The 19,758-nt window shown below is 42.3% G+C and carries 14 protein-coding genes; all 14 read left to right on the top strand.

What is annotated here, in order from left to right; translation table 11 throughout:
• The first annotated feature begins 8 nt into the window (after positions 1 to 8).
• The 14 genes from ACOVQQ_RS06740 (at position 9) to ACOVQQ_RS06675 (ending at position 19,332) form a co-directional block, all read left to right on the top strand.
• Positions 9 to 1,466, top strand: coding sequence for a RagB/SusD family nutrient uptake outer membrane protein (locus ACOVQQ_RS06740; RefSeq protein ID WP_421817524.1), 1,458 nt, complete (start codon positions 9 to 11; stop codon positions 1,464 to 1,466).
• A gap of 33 nt (positions 1,467 to 1,499) precedes the next feature.
• Entirely contained in the window at positions 1,500 to 2,402 is a 903-nt protein-coding gene (locus ACOVQQ_RS06735) for a LamG-like jellyroll fold domain-containing protein (RefSeq protein WP_421817523.1), read from the top strand.
• Positions 2,403 to 2,674: 272 nt separating this feature from the next.
• Positions 2,675 to 4,039, top strand: a complete 1,365-nt coding sequence (locus tag ACOVQQ_RS06730; RefSeq protein WP_421817522.1) for a glucoamylase family protein — start codon at positions 2,675 to 2,677, stop codon at positions 4,037 to 4,039.
• On the top strand, positions 4,029 to 4,739 hold the full coding sequence (locus ACOVQQ_RS06725; RefSeq protein WP_421817521.1) for a prolyl oligopeptidase family serine peptidase: 711 nt from the start codon (positions 4,029 to 4,031) through the stop codon (positions 4,737 to 4,739). Before ACOVQQ_RS06730 ends, ACOVQQ_RS06725 begins: the two co-directional genes overlap by 11 nt.
• Complete coding sequence (gene bglX / locus ACOVQQ_RS06720) at positions 4,739 to 7,021, top strand: beta-glucosidase BglX (protein WP_421817520.1); 2,283 nt, start codon at positions 4,739 to 4,741, stop codon at positions 7,019 to 7,021. The genes ACOVQQ_RS06725 and bglX overlap by 1 nt, the downstream gene beginning before the upstream one ends.
• The gene (locus ACOVQQ_RS06715; protein ID WP_421817519.1) at positions 7,018 to 8,775 is read left to right on the top strand and encodes a family 43 glycosylhydrolase; all 1,758 of its coding nucleotides are present in this window, start codon (positions 7,018 to 7,020) and stop codon (positions 8,773 to 8,775) included. Before bglX ends, ACOVQQ_RS06715 begins: the two co-directional genes overlap by 4 nt.
• A gap of 788 nt (positions 8,776 to 9,563) precedes the next feature.
• Positions 9,564 to 10,349: a DUF3667 domain-containing protein gene (locus ACOVQQ_RS06710; RefSeq protein WP_421817518.1), complete on the top strand. Its 786-nt coding sequence runs from the start codon at positions 9,564 to 9,566 to the stop codon at positions 10,347 to 10,349.
• Between the two features lie 329 nt (positions 10,350 to 10,678).
• Positions 10,679 to 10,909 carry a hypothetical protein gene (locus ACOVQQ_RS06705; RefSeq protein ID WP_421817517.1) on the top strand — a complete coding sequence of 77 codons (231 nt, stop codon included), beginning with the start codon at positions 10,679 to 10,681 and terminating at the stop codon, positions 10,907 to 10,909.
• Positions 10,903 to 11,217, top strand: a complete 315-nt coding sequence (locus ACOVQQ_RS06700; RefSeq protein ID WP_421817516.1) for a type II toxin-antitoxin system RelE/ParE family toxin — start codon at positions 10,903 to 10,905, stop codon at positions 11,215 to 11,217. Before ACOVQQ_RS06705 ends, ACOVQQ_RS06700 begins: the two co-directional genes overlap by 7 nt.
• 1,388 nt (positions 11,218 to 12,605) lie before the next feature.
• Complete coding sequence (locus ACOVQQ_RS06695) at positions 12,606 to 13,073, top strand: MarR family winged helix-turn-helix transcriptional regulator (protein ID WP_094487345.1); 468 nt, start codon at positions 12,606 to 12,608, stop codon at positions 13,071 to 13,073.
• Positions 13,057 to 15,447 (top strand): 3-hydroxyacyl-CoA dehydrogenase/enoyl-CoA hydratase family protein, encoded by a 2,391-nt coding sequence (locus ACOVQQ_RS06690; RefSeq protein WP_421817515.1) that lies wholly within the window; start codon positions 13,057 to 13,059, stop codon positions 15,445 to 15,447. The genes ACOVQQ_RS06695 and ACOVQQ_RS06690 overlap by 17 nt, the downstream gene beginning before the upstream one ends.
• A gap of 157 nt (positions 15,448 to 15,604) precedes the next feature.
• On the top strand, positions 15,605 to 16,786 hold the full coding sequence (locus ACOVQQ_RS06685) for an acetyl-CoA C-acyltransferase (RefSeq protein WP_421817514.1): 1,182 nt from the start codon (positions 15,605 to 15,607) through the stop codon (positions 16,784 to 16,786).
• 239 nt (positions 16,787 to 17,025) lie between these two features.
• The gene (locus ACOVQQ_RS06680) at positions 17,026 to 17,397 is read left to right on the top strand and encodes a four helix bundle protein (RefSeq protein ID WP_421817513.1); all 372 of its coding nucleotides are present in this window, start codon (positions 17,026 to 17,028) and stop codon (positions 17,395 to 17,397) included.
• Between the two features lie 144 nt (positions 17,398 to 17,541).
• Positions 17,542 to 19,332 carry an acyl-CoA dehydrogenase family protein gene (locus ACOVQQ_RS06675; RefSeq protein ID WP_421817512.1) on the top strand — a complete coding sequence of 597 codons (1,791 nt, stop codon included), beginning with the start codon at positions 17,542 to 17,544 and terminating at the stop codon, positions 19,330 to 19,332.
• Positions 19,333 to 19,758 lie beyond the last annotated feature (426 nt).

The following is a 19,758-nucleotide window of genomic DNA, read 5'->3' as shown; positions in this document are numbered from 1 at the left end:
AATTGACTATGAAAGCTTTAAATAAAAAAATATTCGTCTTTTCCGTACTAGCTTGTTTTTTGCTATCCGCTTGTGAAGACGATCTGAATGTAGATCCGAACACAGCGCAAACGGAATTTGATTTCTTAAATGATCCGAATAATGCCGTAAAGTTGGTGAATGGTGTTTACAACAAGTTATTGGATTACAATATGTATTCGTTTTCGTGGATTGGTATCGCAAGCATAACCTCCGATGATGCCGATAAAGGCTCTTCTTTATCAGATACCGGAACAGACAAACACAAAATGGACAATCTAACGTTTGATCCGACAGATATTTCCTTTAGTGATGTTTACAAAGGTCGCTACGAGGGAATTTACAGAGCAAACAACGCGTTATTCTATCTTGAGCAACTTGCGATAGATGAAAACTTAAAATCGCGTTTTATTGGCGAAGTTAAATTTCTGAGAGCCGTATTCTATTTCGATTTGGTTCGTTGTTTCGGTGGAGTTCCGCTAGTTACGGGAAAAATTGATATCAACGATGATGAAACGATCAATGAAGTAGTATTTGTCCGCAAAAGTAAAGAAGAAGTCTACGCACAAATCGAAGCCGATCTTATCGACGCTGCAACGCGATTACCGCTGAAATCGGCATATTCCAGCGCCGATTTAGGACGTGCAACTAAAGGAGCAGCACAAGCACTTTTAGCAAAAGCGTATTTATACCAACAAAAATGGCAACAATCGTACGATATGGCAGGCGAAGTTATTTCGTCTGGACAATACGGGCTTTTAACAAATTACGCTGATGTTTGGCGCGAAGTTGGAGAAAACAAAGCGGAATCGATTTTTGAGGTACAAGCTACCCTAACTAATGGTTTACGTGATTACACAAACGTGCAAGGACCGCGAGGCACTCCCGATTTGGGTTGGGGATTCAACGCTCCTTCGGCAAACTTAGCTAACTCATTTGAGTCGGGTGATGTTCGAAGAAGTGCATCAATACTGTTTGTGCCTTCTGTGTTGTGGGACAATTTTGTTGCTCCTGCCACTTGGGCGAATCCAAGATACAATTACAAAGCGTACCAGAGTCAAATTGCAGAACCATGGAATGGCGATAAGGGCAATACAGCTAAAAATCACCGAATACTGAAATACAGCGATTTACTCCTCATTCGCGCCGAAGCTGCATTAAACCTCGGAAATTCGAGCGAAGCACTAAGCATCGTAAACACACTTCGATTTCGTGCCGGACTAGGTGATCGAACCAGCATTACCTACGACCAGCTTTTGGATGAACGCAGATGGGAAATGGCTATGGAATACGATCGTTGGTTTGATTTAGTTCGAACTGGCCGAGCCCAGCAGAAAATGGCAGCCGATGGAAAAACATTTATACCTGGCAAACATGAAGTATTTCCGATACCTAACGATCAAATCATACAAAGCGGCGGACGCTTAATCCAAAATCCGAATTATTAACAACAAAAATTAACTCTAATCAATTATTATTTTATGAAAACAAACAAATTACTTATTGGTATGCTAGCGGCAACCGGACTTGCTTTTGTGGTGTCTTGTGGTGGCGACAGCGATTCATCTTTACCGCCTATTGGTGGATATGACAAAGCCGACGATGTTGCAGCAACTGCACTACGCGCTTACTGGCCACTAAATGGTAACGGGAAAGAGAGCATTTCAGGAACAAATCCTTCATCAACTGTCGCTGCAACCTTTGTTGCTGGTGTGAAAGGACAAGGAGTATCTTTCAATTTAGGATATATGGCGTACCCTGCAATTGAAGCTTTGAATTCAACCTCAGGAAGTGCAACAATTAGCTGTTGGGCTATTTTAAATAACACTCGACCAGCGCCAGATCAGCCGTCTAACATTTCACCTATCTTTTCTTTAACAAGAACGGGAGAAGTTTGGGGTAACTTGAACTTATTTGGAGAAACACACGGACTTGTAAGTTCTGATTCTATCCAAGTAAAGGGAATTTACAGAATCAAGCAAGCCGACGGAACAGAAACTGGAGGAGATGCTGTAAATATGATCAAACAAGAGCCTTGGATGGATGCTACACACACCTGGAATGCTAACAAAATTGGTGGACAGTGGGCGCACATTGTATACGTATTTGATGGTCCAACTGGAACAAACAGAATTTATGTAAACGGTGTTAAAATCTCCAATTCTGCTTGGGAAGTTCGAAATAATGGTGCGGCACTTAATCTAAATCACTTCTTGCCAACACGTCCTGTAATTGGAGCTTTAGAAACTGTTGTTAACGGCTCTAATACAGATGCTTGGAACAAAGCATTAAAAGGATCTGTTGACGAAGTTCGTGTGTATGATAAAGCGCTTACTCAAGCAGAAATCGGTGCATTATACGAATTAGAAAAAGCTGGACGTTAATCTATAGAATTTTCAATTAGAAACTCCGGCAACACGTTTGCCGGAGTTTATTTAACGAAAGTTCAATGCACTAAGAACGGTCTAAAACACTAATTCCTTTCAAAACATATATTGGGTTTGCCGAAGTTTCTCAAAAAATATAATACACCTTGACTGAAACTATTCACTTGCAACCAACTTGCATCGAAGCCTATTTTTTCGAAACTAAAAATCTTATCTTAAGCAAACTATAATCTCTTTTCGAACGATCGTCATTTATAAAGCAACCTCTTATGAAAGTGTACTATTTAATACTCGCTTTAATCACAGTAAGTATCTCTTCATCATCATGTGGCGATAAGTCGACTGTAACAGCCGAAACTCCAACGCCTATTTCTGACGAAGAACTGCTAACAAAAGCACAACGCGACGCCTTTAAGTACTTTTGGGATCTTGCTGAGGTAAATTCAAAACTCGCTCGTGAACGCTTCCACACCGATGAACCGTTTGTTGATGCAAATCTGGTCACTACAGGAGGTTCGGGTTTTGGCTTGATGAATATCATCGTTGGTATTGAACGTCAATTCATCACCCGCGAACAAGCGATTGAACGACTCGAAACCGCACTTAGCTTTCTTGAAAATGCCGACCGTTATTACGGTGCTTGGCCACATTGGATGAACGGCACTAACGGAAATACCATCCCTTTTGGATCAAACGACGATGGCGGTGATTTGGTAGAAACCGCATTTTTATGTCAGAGTTTAATCTGCTTACGCGAATACTTTAAAACAGGTAACGAACGTGAACAAGCCTTAGCTGCAAAAGCCGATGCGCTGTGGAGAGGTGTCGATTGGACTTGGTATACCAAAGGCGAACAAGCACTCTATTGGCACTGGTCGCCAAACAACGGTTGGATTATGAACTTCAAATTAGAAGGTTACAACGAGTGTTTGATAACCTACATTTTGGCAGCCTCATCGCCTACACATCCGGTTGCTCCTGAAGTGTACCATCAAGGCTGGGCTCGAAGCGGCGGCATTGTCAGTGCACAAAGCGCCTACGAGCTTCCAATCGTACTAAAACACAACGGAGCTCAAACCGTTGGCCCTATGTTTTGGGCACATTATTCTTTTTTAGCGCTCGATCCACGAGGTTTAAATGACCAATATGCAAATTACTGGACGCTGACTAAAAATCATACGCAAATCATGTACAACTACTGCGTGGCGAATCAGATTGGCTGGATTGGTTACGGTGAAAATTGCTGGGGATTAACGGCGAGCTACACACGAAATCCGAACGGAACGGTGGGCTACACAGATCACAAACCTGGTAACGATCGTGGCGTCATTACACCAACAGCCGCTTTATCATCTTTTCCGTACACTCCACAGGAATCTATGAAAGCTCTTCGCTTTTTCTACGAAGATCCAAGCTGGGGACCTCGCTTAATCGGTGCCGCCGGACCTTATGATGCATTTTCTCCACACCACAACTGGGTTACACCACGCTATTTAGCAATCGATCAAGGAACTATAACTCCGATGATCGAAAATTACAGAACCGGATTGTTGTGGAGTTTATTCATGCAAGCACCTGAAATTCGACAAGGATTGCAAAAACTTGGCTTTTCTTCAACACAGCATGCCATCTAAACCTAACATAGCATTTTTATTTTTTGCGATCGTCTGTACGCTAAACAGCAGCGGTCAAACCAAATTTGAATCTTTTGTTTGGAAATCAGACGAAACGGTAAGCTACAACTACTATCTTAAAAAACCTGTTAGTAAAAGCCAAAACAAACCGCTTGTTGTCTACTTACACGGCTCCGGGGCACGTGGTTCGGATATTGAAAAAGTATTCATCAATAGTCCAATCGGTTATCTCGAACGCCAGTATCCCGATTGCTATATTCTTGCACCACAATGTCCGAATAATCAATACTGGAATGCCGAAGCGCTAACCAAACTCGTTGAATTCGTGCTTGCAAAAAATGCAATCAATAAGCAACAGATTTTTCTCATCGGAGTTAGTATGGGCGCTTGGGCAAGTTGGAATATACTTATCAACAATCCCGACCTTTTTACAGCAGCGGCAACCATCTCGGGTTTTGTTGATCGTATTCCCATGTTGGAATTCCAAAAACTAGCAAATACACCCATATACATGTACCACGGCACCGATGATAACGTAGTTCCGTACTGGTATTCCGAAACACTCTATCAAAAATTAAAACAAATTAACCCCACTGTTAAACTTCACAGCGAACCGAATGTAGGACACGGCGGTTGGGACACCCTTTTTCAAAACAACGAATTTTACTCTTGGTTACTAAATCAGAAAAAACACAAATAATGATTTCTCGTCTATTTCTTTTTGCCTCACTCCTACTTCCACAACTTTTCGTTGCACAAACTAAATCTGCGGCACCAGTAACAAAATCACAGTTTGTGGAAAATCTGCTCAATCAAATGACTATCGACGAAAAAATTGGTCAACTTAACCTTCCAAGTGCCGGAGATATCGTAACCGGAGCAGCACAAAATGCCGACATCGCATCAAAAATCAAAAACGGATTAGTAGGCGGCTTGTTCAACATAAAATCGGTTGCTAAAATCAAGGAAATCCAATCGATAGCCGTACAGAAATCAAGACTTAAAATTCCCCTTCTATTCGGTATGGATGTCATTCACGGATACGAAACCACCTTCCCAATCCCGCTCGGATTATCGGCAACTTTCAACCTAGAGGCCATTGAAAGAAGTGCACGTATTGCTGCTATCGAAGCAAGTGCCGACGGTATAAACTGGACATTCTCGCCGATGGTCGACATTTCGAGAGATCCGCGTTGGGGACGAATTTCAGAAGGCTCAGGCGAGGACCCGTACCTGGGAAGTAAAATCGCAGCGGCAATGGTAAAAGGGTATCAAGGAAGCGATTTGCGTGATCCGCGAACCATTCTCGCCTGCGTAAAACATTTTGCGCTTTACGGCGCTCCCGAAGCGGGAAGAGAATACAACACGGTAGATATGAGCCGCATACGGATGTACAACGACTATTTTCCACCTTACAAAGCTGCAATCGACGCAGGTGTTGCAACGGTCATGGCATCTTTTAATGAAGTCGACGGCGTTCCCGCAACGGCCAACAAATGGCTAATGACCGACGTGCTTCGCAAACAATGGGGATTCAACGGATTTGTTGTAACCGACTACACCGGAATCAATGAAATGACCGAACACGGAATTGGTAATTTACAAACCGTTTCAGCGCTCGCTTTAAAGGCCGGTGTTCAGATGGATATGGTGGGCGAAGGCTTCATCAATACATTAAAAAAATCACTCGAGGAAGGAAAAATCACACAAAACGATATCGACCAAGCCGTTCGGCTCATTCTAAATGCCAAATACGATTTAGGTTTATTCGAAGATCCGTACAAATACTGCAACGAAAAACGCGCTAAAACCGAGATATTCACGCCGGAGCACCGTGCTGAAGCAGTGAAAATCGCCGAGGAATCGTTTGTACTTCTAAAAAACAACAATCAAGTTCTTCCACTAAATCCGAAACAACGCATCGCACTGGTAGGTCCGCTTGCAAACAACGCCGTTAACATGGCTGGAACTTGGAGCGTAGCTACCAAACAAGAACGTTCGATTACGCTCATCGACGGGCTACGCACATTTTCTAGCACCATTACTTATGCCAAAGGCAGCAATCTCGACCACGATCCGGCCTTCGAAGAACGTGCTACTATGTTTGGTAAATCGCTTAACCGCGATAGCCGAACTGCCGAAGAACTTATCAAAGAAGCGATCGAAATCAGTAAAAACGCCGATGTTATTGTAGCAGCTCTAGGAGAATCTGCCGAAATGAGTGGCGAATCGAGCAGCAGAACTAATTTAGAAATTCCGCTTGCTCAAAAAGAACTACTTCGCGAACTCAAAAAACTAAATAAACCAATTGTATTGGTGCTGTTTACAGGTCGCCCGTTAGTGTTAACCGAAGAGATTGAACTCGCCGACACCATACTAAACGTTTGGTTTCCAGGAAGTGAAGCCGGAACTGCCATCGCAAATACACTCTTCGGAAAATCAAATCCTTCAGGCAAACTAACAGCAACTTTTCCTCGTAATGTCGGACAAGTGCCTATTTATTACGCTGCGAAAAATACTGGTCGACCGCTAGGAAACAAAGAAGGGAAATTCGAGAAATTTAAATCGAACTATCTCGATGTGAGAAACGAACCTTTGTTTCCTTTTGGTTATGGACTGTCGTACAGCACATTCGAATATAAAAACATCAGCGCAAGCAAAACTGCTTTCAAAACAAACGAAGAGGTCGAAATTCGCGTCGATGTTAAAAATAGCAGTAAAATCGATGGTTCCGAAGTGGTTCAACTGTATATTCGAGATGTCGTGGGCAGCGTTACGCGTCCTCTTCGCGAGCTTAAAGGATTCCAAAAAATTGCCCTGAAAGCAGGCGAAGCAAAAACGGTAACGTTCAAAATTAGTACCGAAGATCTTAAATTCTACAATAGTGATTTGAATTTTGTAGCCGAACCGGGCACATTCGAAGTATATGTTGGCGGCAATAGCGATGCAACGCTGAAAGTACAAATTCAGTTGTTGCCATGATAAATCGTTTAAAATACAGCCTTTTATTTGCAGTGCTCTTCCTTTCACTGATGGGAAATGCTCAAAACAGAACGTACTGCAATCCCATTAATATCGATTACGGCTACTGCCCTATTCCCGATTTTGTCAAACAAGGGAAACACCGTGCCACCGCCGATCCGGTGATCGTTCAAAACAAAGGAACCTTCTATTTATTTTCCACCAATCAGTGGGGCTATTGGTACAGCGATGATTTATCAAATTGGACGTTTGTTTCACGGAAATTTCTGCGACCAGAACATAAAGTGTACGACGAACTTTGCGCACCCTCAGCGTCGTTCGTTAACGATACCTTGCTCGTAGTTGGATCCACACACGGAAAGGAATTTCCCATTTGGATGAGTACCAACCCGAAAAATAACGAATGGAAAGAGTTGGTACACAAATCCGAAGCGGGTGCCTGGGATCCACAGATTTTCTGGGATGCCGACACCGATCAGATTTACGAGTATTTCGGTTCAAGTAATTTGTATCCCTTGTACGGCTTCAAGCTCAATCGAAAAACTTTTCAGCCCGAAGGCGAAGCAATTCCGATGATTGCACTCAACGACGATGAACACGGTTGGGAACGTTTTGGCGAACACAACGACAACACCTTCCTTCAACCCTTTCTTGAAGGCGCGTTCATGACGAAACACAACAACAAATACTATTTGCAATACGGCGCGCCTGGAACCGAATTTTCAGGCTACGCCGACGGTGTGTACGTGGGCAGTTCGCCCTTGGGTCCGTTTGAATACCAATCGCATAATCCGTTTTCGTACAAGCCCGGCGGATTTGCACGAGGAGCTGGACACGGCGCCACATTTCAAGATACAAACCAAAGTTATTGGCATACATCGACCATCGGAATTTGCACCAAAAACAACTTCGAGCGGCGTATCGGTATTTGGCCAGCTGGCTTCGACCGCGACGGCGTTATGTTCTGCAATACCGCTTACGGCGATTACCCAACCTACCTGCCGAACGTGAAACAAAGCGGAGAATTTACGCGTTGGATGCTGTTGAATTACAACAAACCCGTTATCGTGAGCTCTACTTTAGGCGGATTGCAACCGAACTTCTCGGTCGATGAAGACATTAAAACCTACTGGTCGGCAAAAACCGGAAATGCTGGCGAATACCTAATTTCCGATTTGGGACAACGCGCTACCATAAACGCAATTCAAATCAACTACGCCGATCAAGATGTCGAATTTATGGGCAAATCAACCCCAAAAAACGGACATCAATACCGCTTGTATGTGTCGAATGATGGAAAAAAATGGACGCTCTTGGTGGATAAATCCAACAACAAAAAAGACGTTCCGCACGAATACATTGAGTTGGAAAAATCGGCTACAGCACGTTACGTAAAACTCGAAAACGTGAAAATGCCTACCGGAACCTTCGCGATAAGCGGATTTCGTATTTTCGGTAACGGCAATCAAGCAAAACCTACCGAAGTGCAAAATTTCGTTGCCTTACGCACACCGCCTAAGGTAAAAGGCGAACGCAGAAATGTGTGGTTCAAATGGCAGCAAAACCCAACTGCCGACGGTTACGTAATTTATTTTGGAAAATCGGCCGATAAACTCTACGGTTCAATCATGGTGTACGGCAAGAACGAATATTACTTTAACGGCTTAGACCGCAGCGACGCGTATTACTTTACCATCGAAGCATTTAACGACAGCGGTATCAGTGCCCGAACACAAGTTACAAAAGTGGATTAGTTATTTTTTGGGCGCATCGGCAAAACTACTTAGTGGAAATTCCGTGTGGTTTTGCCGTCCCGCTTTCGCTCATAGTCCTCGCTTCGCCCTATTGCATCTGGGCGCGCTGCGGGCTAATCCGCTCAATCGGTTGCGCAACGTGAGTGCTCGCTGCCAGAATTTGCCAAAGGCTTTACCGCAAAGAACGCGAAGATTTACGAAAAGGACGCAAAGAAGGAACTTTTCCATTTTTTCGCTTCCAATAGCTATCGAAATTCACTTACTCGCTTACTACCACATATTTTCGGCAGACCACATAGGCACAGAGGTAACAAAGAGTTTTTTTATCTTTTTTACTTCTTTTGATTCTTTCAATTTTTTTCAATTTTTTCCATTCTTTCCATTTTTTCCATTTTTTCACTTCCAATAGCTATCGAAATTCACTTACTCGCTTACTACCACATATTTCCGGCAGACCACATAGGCACAGAGGTAACAAAGAGTTTTTTTATCTTTTTTACTTCTTTTGATTCTTTCAGTTTTTTTCCATTTTTTTCAATTTTTTCTATTTCTTTTCCGGGTGAGCGACAGCAGCGGCATCTTTTTTGGCGCTACGGAATTTCCACTAAATACAAGCCAAAAAAATACAGCGAATGGCGCGACGGCAGTTCCGTGATACGCTTGCGAAGCGCTATGAATAAACTGCCAGCACCCCAAAAAAAGTACCAATCAAATAATTGATCTTTTACATGTTCCATAAAAATACCACAGAATTTCGTTACTTAGCTAATGATTGATATCTGATCTCCATGAACAACTGCCTAAACTGCGGAAAACTCCTCGAAGACAAATACTGTTCGGGCTGCGGACAAAAAGCCGATACGCACCGAATTACCTTCAAGAATTTTATTTTTCACGACGTTTTACACGGCACATTTCATATCGACAAAGGCATTCTATTTACGGCAAAGGAAGCCTTAGTGCGACCCGGCCAAGCTGCGCTCGATTATATTGCCGGCAAACGCAAGCGGTATTACAACGTGTTTTATCTCATCTTAATTACCATTGCTGTGCTGCTCTTTTTGCGAAACATCGACCACTATTTTACCGACGTTCCCGAAGGTAGCGCCGAGAGCAAGCAATACCTCAACGAAGCCAGCCGAAAATTAGATCAGATTATCAGCAGTAAAAGCAAGATTATATTGTTTTTGTTTGTGCCTTTTTCTGCAATAAATAGCTTTTTGTTGTTTCGGAAAAAGCGGTTAAATCTGAGCGAACACTGCATATTATCGGGCATGATTTTGCTAGGTGTTTTGCTCATTTCTGTGCTGGCGCACCTTTATTTTCCCATCAATTATATGCTAAACCTGTCAAGCGATGCGGCTAGTTATGTAGTAATTGCCATCACTTTGGTATACATAAGTTTTGGCTACTACAATGCATTTCGCAACTTGTATTCAAAGTTTGCCTTACTGCTGCGCGTTTTGTTGCTTTTTGTGCTTCTTTTTGCCGAGATTTTCTTGTTGTTTATGCTCAGCTACGGCTATGTCACCCACTGGAAATTCGGCGAAATACACGTTACACCCTTTGGGTAATTGCTTTTGATGATTGTTATTTTTAGAAGCTAATCCGGCTGTTCGCTGTAGTCCGCAAAAAATACGGTTTGTTCAATCGGCTGGTGTTGGGCTCCTAGGGTCGCCCGCACCCACCGTTTCACAATACCGTATTTTTCTTACGGGCTGCCGCTGCCATCCGGGCTAGGAAATACGTTACTAACGTTTGGTGGAAACAACGTATTTTAAGTGTATTTAATACAAAAGCTGCAACAAAATACTTGATAGCAAAACTCAGATAGCTGAGCGAATCATGACAACAAAACTAAAAACGGAATTTCGTAAATTTGCTAAAGCTAAATGTATCAGTTATGACTACAACTGCGATTAAAAAACAAGTAGAAGACTATCTTCCTATGCTTTCAACGAAACAACAAGTTCTTGTTCTTGAAATGATTAAGAGCTTCCTACAAGTTGATAATGAATCAAAAAGAATGAGCATAAAGCAATACAACAAAGAAATTGACGAAGCTGTTGCGAGAATTGAAAACGGCAATTCTATATCTCATAAAGAAGCTATGAAAGAAATTGCTAAATGGTAAAAGCAGGCTCTTTGAAAGTCGTTTGGGATCTTGAAGCATTAAATCAATTTAAAGAAGTATTATCCTATTTAGAGCAACAGAGCAAGCAAGCACCTAAAATCGTAAAAAAAGCAATACTTGAACGAATTAATCAAATCAAACGCAATCCGCTAACTTGTGAATCGGATAGATTAAAATGGCCGGTTGATACCAATTTTAGAGCCTTTATTGTATTTAGCTACAGAGTGACCTATCAAATAAAGCAAGAAAATAAAGAAATTAGGATTCTTCGAATACGCCATACCAGCCGAGAACCTCTTGGCTATTAAATAAATTTAATTTTATATCAGGTAGTTTAGAACAAACTGAAAATGCTTGCAATTTCTTTGAGCTCGTAAAAAGCTGGCGTATAAGCTTGCCTGTGGTAAGACATCGTGTCCTTCGTAAAAAAATTCATGAAACTTTGCAGTACTTTTTAAACTAGTCGCCACAGCTATCTAAATTCACCTATTCACTTTCTACCACATTTTTTCGGTGAACCACAAAGGCACAGAGTTCACAAAGGTTTTATGCTAAATTCATAAAGTGGTGGTTTTCCATTCTATCCCATTTTTCTTCTTTTTGCTTTTTTCCATTTTTTCGATTTTTTCGCTTCTTTCACTTTTTTTCACTTCCAATAACTATTAGAATTCACTTTCTACCACATTTTTTCGGCAGACCACATAGGCACAGAGTTCCCAAACGTTTTACAGTATATTCATAAAGTGGTGGTTTTCCATTCTATCCCATTTTTCTTCTTTTTTCATTTTTTCGCTTTTTTCGCTTTTTTCGCTTCTAGCTTTTTTGCTTTTAGCTGATAGCTTTTAGCTGATAGCTTTTTGCTTTTTCCATTTTTTCTATTTCGTTTCCGGGTGAGCGACAGCAGCGGCATCATTTTTTAGCTAATTTTGATTATTTTCATTTTTTACCTTCTTTCCATTTTTTCGCTTCTTTCACTTCCAATAACTATTAGAATTCACTTTCTACAACATTTTTTCGGCAGACCACATAGGCACAGAGTTCCCAAACGTTTTACAGTATATTCATAAAGTGGTGGTTTTCCATTCTATCCCATTTTTCTTCTTTTTGCTTTTTTCCATTTTTTCGATTTTTTCGCTTCTTTCACTTTTTTTCACTTCCAATAACTATTAGAATTCACTTTCTACCACATTTTTTCGGCAGACCACATAGGCACAGAGTTCATAAGGAGGTTTTTCTCATTTTTCGTTTATTTTGTTTATTTACATCTTTTCACTTCCGATAGCTATCGGAATTAGCTTCTTTCACTTTTTTAGCTTCTTTCGCTTTTTTCACTTTTTTCGCTTCTAGTTTTTAACTTTTTTCCATTTTTCCTATTCCTTTTCCGGGTGAGCGACAGCAGCGGCATCTTTTTTGGCGCTACGGAATTTCCACCAAATACAAGCCAAAAAAATACAGCGAATGGCGCGACGGCGGCTCCACGAAACGTTTGCGAAGCGTTAAAACTGCGCCGCCGGCACCCCCAAATATTATACAACTAAAGAAAAATCAATTTACTCGGATGCTCATTCTAAACTCCCCATCTTCTTAAGTTCTTGCCGCTCGACATCAAAACTTTTTAAAGAAAAAGTAAAATTTATTTAAAATAGTATGCGTGCATAGTATTTTTAGTTATCTTTGAAATCGTTGTAGTTGACTTATGAAAGAAAAAACAATCGATTATATATTACGTGCTACTTGGCAAGCAGTTGCCCGCATGTACAACGAAGAAGCTAACAAATACGGCGCCTCAATGGCCGTGGGTTTTGCGTTGCTATCCATCGATAAAGAAGAAGGAACGCCATCTACCTCGCTCGGTCCTCGAATGGGAATGGAAGCTACCAGCGTAACCCGAACCCTAAAATCGATGGAAGATCGCGGTTTGATTGAACGCCGACCCAACCCCGACGACGGTCGCGGCGTACTCATTTACCTAACCGAGGAAGGCAAAAACAAACGAGCACTCTCAAAAGAAACCGTGCTTCGATTCAACGAAAAGGTAAAAAGCGTCGTTACACCCGAACAACTCGCCAACTTCATTGAAGTAGCCGACAAAATAAACGAACTCATCCAAGAGAAATCTATTTTCAATACAAACGAACTCCTTTCAAATGAAAAGAATTATTAAAAAAGTTGCTGTGATTGGCAGCGGAATCATGGGTTCCGGAATTGCTTGCCATTTTGCAAACATCGGCTGCGAAGTTTTGCTGCTCGACATAGTTCCAAACGCACTGCTCCCCGCCGAAGAAGCCAAAGGCCTAACCCTTGAAAGCAAAGCCGTTCGAAACCGAATTGTGAACGAGCATTTAGCCAACGCAATTAAATCGAAGCCTGCCCCACTCTACCACAGCAGTTTCGCTCAACGCATTACCACTGGAAACACCACCGACGATATCGCGCGTATCGCAGATGTCGATTGGATAATCGAAGTAGTGGTGGAACGCCTGGACATCAAAAAACTAGTTTTCGAGCAAATCGACAAGTACCGACGTCCCGGAACTCTTGTTTCGTCAAACACCAGCGGAATTCCCATTGCATTGATGAGCGAAGGTCGTAGTGCCGATTTTCAAGAGCACTTTTGCGGAACACACTTTTTTAATCCGGCGCGTTACCTAAAATTGTTCGAAATAATTCCCGGCCCGCAAACCTCGCGCAGCGTCTTGCAATTCTTAGAAGGCTATGCCGAGAAATTCTTGGGAAAAACTCCTATTACTACCAAAGATACGCCTGCCTTTATCGGAAACCGTATCGGAATTTTCGGTATTCAGAGTTTATTCCATCTCGTAAAAGAAATGGGACTTACCGTTGAGGAAGTTGACAAACTTACGGGTTCGGTTATTGGTCGGCCGAAATCAGCTACATTCCGTACCGTCGATGTTGTTGGTTTAGATACATTGGTACACGTAGCAAACGGCTTGTACCAAGGCGTACCGACCGACGAGGCGCACGATTTGTTTGCCCTACCCGATTTCATCCAAAAAATGATGGAAACCAACAAGCTAGGCAGCAAAACCGGCGAAGGCTTCTACAAGAAAGAAGGCAAAGAAATTCTAACCCTCGATTTGGATACTTTAACGTATCGCGCTGCTAAAAAAGCATCGTTTGCCACCTTAGAACTCACCAAAACAATCGAACGACCGATAGATCGTTTCAAAGTTCTCATCACTGGCAAAGACAAAGCGGGCGAGTTTTACCGACGCAATTTAGGTGCGATGTTTGCCTACGTGGCGAATCGTATTCCGGAAATCACCGACGAACTTTTCAAAATAGATGCCGCTATGAAAGCGGGTTTTGGTTGGGGAAACGGTCCGTTTGAAATTTGGGATGCCGTTGGCTTGGAAAAAGGAATCGAGCTTATTGCTGCCGAAAAAGGCACGCTTGCCACTTGGGTTTCTGACATGCAACAAGCGGGAATCAAATCGTTTTATAAAATCGATTCTGGTAAAACACATTTTTACGACATCGCTTCAAAATCATATCAAGTGATTCCGGGTCAGGAAAGCTTCATTATTTTAGACAACATCCGCGAAAGCAAAAAAGTGTGGGCTAATTCAGGCGCTGTAATTCAAGATATTGGCGACGGTATCTTAAACTTAGAGTTTAGATCGAAAATGAACACCATTGGCGGAGAAGTATTGCAAGGAATCAATAAAGCCATCGATTTAGCCGAGAAAGATTTCCAAGGTTTGGTGATCGGAAATCAGGCTGCAAACTTTACGGTAGGCGCCAATTTAGGAATGATTTTTATGATGGCCGTGGAGCAAGAGTACGACGAACTCAACATGGCTATCAAACTGTTCCAAGATACCATGATGCGTTTGCGTTACTCGGCAATTCCGGTAATCTCTGCGCCGCATGGAATGACTTTTGGCGGGGGTTGCGAATTGAGCATGCACGCCGACAAAGTGGTAGCTGCCGCAGAAACGTATATGGGATTGGTTGAATTTGGCGTGGGTGTTATCCCCGGCGGTGGCGGTTCAAAAGAAATGGCCTTACGTGCATCGGATTTATTCCGCAAAAACGACGTCGAATTAAATGTCTTGCAAGAGTATTTCTTGACAATCGCCATGGCAAAAGTATCTACTTCGGCCTACGAAGCCTTCGATACCGGATTGTTGCAAAAACATAAAGACGTAGTAGTTGTGAATAAGGATCGTCAGATTTACGAAGCCAAGAAACATGCTATCTTACTGGCAGAAGCCGGCTATACACAACCAGTGAAACGCAAAGACATTAAAGTACTCGGAAAACAAGCCTTGGGTATGTTCTTGGTAGGAACCGACCAAATGAAAGCCGGTAGTTATATCTCGGATCACGATAAGAAAATGGCAAATAAACTCGCTTACGTCATGGCGGGCGGCGATTTATCCGAACCAACACTCGTAACCGAGCAGTACCTACTCGACATCGAACGCGAAGCATTTTTGAGTTTATGTACGGAGCGTAAAACATTAGAACGAATTCAATTTATGCTAACGAAAGGGAAACCGTTGAGGAATTAGAAGTTAGAAGTTAGAAGTTAGAGGTTAGTTCCGATAGCTATCGGAATAGAAGACAGCGACAAGGACAACCGGTAAATGCTAATCGCTGATAGCCTAACAAATTATCACATCAATAACAATAAGATCATTTACTAAATCTTAACACAAAATAAGAATCATGAAAACAGCATATATCGTTACCGGCTACCGAACTGCCGTAGGAAAAGCTCCGAAAGGCGTGTTCCGTTTTAAACGTCCGGACGAACTGGCAGCAGAAACCATTGCCTACCTGATGGCGCAGTTTCCACAAATTGACAAGAAGGAAATTGACGACGTTATCGTAGGAAATGCCATGCCTGAAGCCGAACAAGGCCTGAACGTGGGTCGACTAATCTCGCTTATGGGACTTAAAGTTGAAGACGTTCCTGGCGTTACCGTAAACCGCTACTGTGCATCAGGTTTAGAAACTATTGGTATCGCTACCGCAAAAATTCAAAGCGGTATGGCCGATTGTATCCTAGCTGGTGGTGCCGAAAGCATGAGCTACATTCCGATGGGCGGATACAAACCAGTACCCGACTACGATGTGGCTAAATCCGGTCACGAAGATTATTACTGGGGCATGGGGCTTACCGCCGAGGCTGTAGCTAAACAATTCAACATCAGTCGCGAAGACCAAGATTTGTTTGCCTTCGAATCGCATCAAAAAGCATTGAAGGCCATAGCCGAAAAGAAATTCGAAAACCAAATTGTTCCGATTACTGTTGAGCAAACGTTTTTAAACGAAAAAGGTAAAAAAGAAACCAAATCGTACACCGTCACTCAAGATGAAGGTCCACGTGCCGACACCAACCTGGCGGCTTTAGCTAAACTCCGACCCGTTTTTGCTGCCGACGGGACCGTTACCGCCGGAACTTCTTCGCAAATGAGCGATGGTGCTGCGTTTGTATTGGTTGTAAGCGAAGAATTTTTAAAGCGTCACAACTTAACGCCAATTGCGCGTTTGGTAAATTTTGCATCTTCTGGCGTTGAACCACGCATTATGGGAATTGGTCCTGTAAAAGCAATTCCAAAAGCCTTAAAACAAGCCGGTTTGTCGCAAAACGATATTCAGTTAATCGAATTAAACGAAGCATTTGCGGCACAATCGTTAGCCGTTATTCGAGAGTTGCAACTCAATCCAGAAATCATCAACGTAAACGGAGGTGCCATTGCTTTGGGCCATCCGCTAGGTTGCACTGGAGCAAAACTCACCGTACAACTGTTCGACGAAATGAAACGCCGCAACCTAAAATACGGACTCGTAACCATGTGCGTCGGCACCGGACAAGGAACCGCTGGAGTGTTTGAGATGTTGTAGGAAGTTAGAGGATAGAGGTTAGAAGTTAGAAGTTAGAGGTTAGAGGTTAGTTCCGATAGCTATCGGAATAGAAGTTAGTTCCGATTGAAATCGAATTAGAGGATACCGATATTCTATTGAATCTAGAAGAAAATCTTTAAAGATAAATTAGAAAGGAGTCTACTTCGTAACCGTTGATAAATAACTAATTAACGATAATAAAGTGTGTGTAAAGTTTTAGCGTTCTGAAACTAACAGGTATGAAACATAATTTTAAGAATTTAAAAATTTGGCAATTAGCTTTGGAGATTGCGTGCGATATCTACAGGATTAGCGCTGAGTTTCCCAAATTTGAACAGTACGGTTTAACCAATCAAATAAACCGCGCCGGTGTTTCAATAGCTTCTAATATCGCTGAAGGATCAAGTAGAGGTGAAAAACACTTTATTCATTATCTAAATATAGCACTGGGTTCCTCCTTTGAAGTTCATACGCAAATGCAAATTGCTAAACACAACAATTACGTAACAGAGCAGCAGGCAACTGATTTCGAATTAAAATTAGATGAACTGCAAAAAATGATTAAAGGCTTTATGTCAAAGCTTGATTCAGTAAATAACTACGGAACATAAAAATTAAACAACATTATAAAAACAATTAAGTAAAACGTTAGCTGTAATGAAAATAGAATTACTTGTAGACCTTGAGATACAAAAGTATTTTGAAGGCAAACTAGGAAGTCTAACTTCTAACTTCTAACTTCTAATGTCTAAAAAATGAAAACACCAACCCGCGGAGGACAATTCCTCGTTAAACAAACAGCTTGTGAAGATGTATTCACACCAGAAGATTTTACTGAAGAGCAACTGATGATGCGTGACTCTGTAAAAGAGTTCATCGACAAAGAAGTTTGGCCATTCAAAGACCGTTTTGAGAAAAAAGATTACGCCTTTACCGAAGCGTGTATGCGAAAAGCAGGCGAAATGGGTTTCCTTTCCGTTGCCGTTCCAGAAGCATACGGCGGAATGGGAATGGGATTTGTCGACACCGTTTTAGTGTGCGACTACATTTCTGGAGCAACCGGCTCTTTCTCAACCGCTTTTGGTGCACATACCGGAATCGGAACCATGCCAATTACCCTTTACGGTACCGAAGCCCAAAAAGCAAAATACGTACCTAAATTGGCTAGCGGCGAATGGTTTGGCGCTTACTGCCTTACCGAACCCGGCGCCGGATCCGATGCCAACTCCGGAAAAACTAAAGCCGTACTTTCAGAAGATGGGACACACTACAGCATTACCGGACAGAAAATGTGGATTTCAAACGCCGGTTTCTGTAACCTTTTTATCGTATTTGCACGAATCGAAAACGATAAAAACATCACCGGATTTATCGTAGAAAACGATCCGTCGAACGGAATTTCTATGAATGAAGAAGAGCACAAACTCGGAATCCGTGCATCGAGTACGCGACAAGTGTTCTTTAACGAAACCAAAGTACCCGTAGAAAATATGCTTTCGGAGCGCGGAAACGGCTTTAAAATTGCCATGAATGCCCTCAATGTGGGTCGTATTAAATTGGCGGCAGCTTGTTTAGATGCACAGCGTCGGGTTACCAGCGGTGCCGTGAAGTACGCCAACGAGCGCGTGCAATTTAACGTGCCGATTTCAAGTTTTGGAGCCATCAAATACAAATTAGCCGAAATGGCTACAAGTTGTTACGCCGGCGAAAGTGCTACGTATCGCGCGTCAAAAGACATTGAAAATCGAATTAAACTACGCGAAGAAGCGGGCGAATCGCATCAAGAAGCCGAATTAAAAGGCGTTGAAGAATTTGCCATCGAATGTTCGATTTTAAAAGTGGCCGTTTCTGAAGATATCCAAAACTGTTCCGATGAAGGCATTCAAATTCTGGGTGGTATGGGATTTTCGGAAGATACGCCTATGGAAAGCGCTTGGCGTGATGCCCGTATTTCACGAATTTACGAAGGCACCAACGAAATTAACCGCATGTTGTCGGTGGGTATGTTGATCAAAAAAGCCATGAAAGGTCACGTCGATTTACTCGCACCGGCGATGAAAGTAGCCGAAGAATTGATGGGCATTCCGGATTTCGACATTCCAGATTACAGCGAATTGTTTTCGGAAGAGAAAGACATGATCGTTCGTTTGAAGAAAGCATTTTTGATGGTTGCAGGTTCGGCGGTTCAAAAGTTTGGTCCGGATTTGGAGGAACACCAGCAATTATTGATGGCTGCGGCCGATATGCTCATCGAAATTTACATGGCCGAGTCGACTATTTTGAGAACCGAGAAATTGGCGAAAAAAGTGGGTCAAGATGCGTGTAAAGAGCAAATTGCTATGGCACAATTGTATTTATACAAAGCTGTCGACGTGATTTCGCAAAAAGGAAAAGAAAGCATCGTATCTTTTGCTTCGGGCGACGAGCAGCGCATGATGCTCATGGGATTGCGTCGTTTCACCAAGTACACCAACATGCCAAATATCGTAGGCTTACGCGAACAAATTGCGGCAAAATTAATCGCTGCAAACGAGTACTGCTTCTAATTTCTGGTTTGTAGATAAATGAGCGTCGGTTGAAAAATCGGCGCTTTTTTTATGAATATTATTCTAAATTCGATGTGAAAATTGCGCGTAGTAAACAACTAATCAATTGATTACAAGGTGAATGTCTTTTCGAATTCCGGAATATTCCAATAAAATCTAACGAAGTACGGTTTTTCAGAAGCTAATCCCGCCATTTGCTGCAAATCCGCGCCAAAAAATCGTTTTTTACGCGCGCTTGCTGTGGCTCATAAAATCGCCCAGCCGCTGCGGTAAAAAATCGCTTTTTCGGCTGTGGGTTTTCCGCGTCTGTCGGGGCTAGGAAATTGTGCACCGAAATACGTCTTTGAGTTAGAGGTCGTTGCTTTTCTAAATGGTGTAGGCTTCCCCTAATTCGAACCGTTTATAAATCAAATTTATGTTTTCCGT

The organism is Flavobacterium sp. (assembly GCF_049240005.1).
Classification (GTDB): domain Bacteria; phylum Bacteroidota; class Bacteroidia; order Flavobacteriales; family Flavobacteriaceae; genus Flavobacterium.
This window is presented reverse-complemented; position numbering and strand designations above follow the sequence as displayed.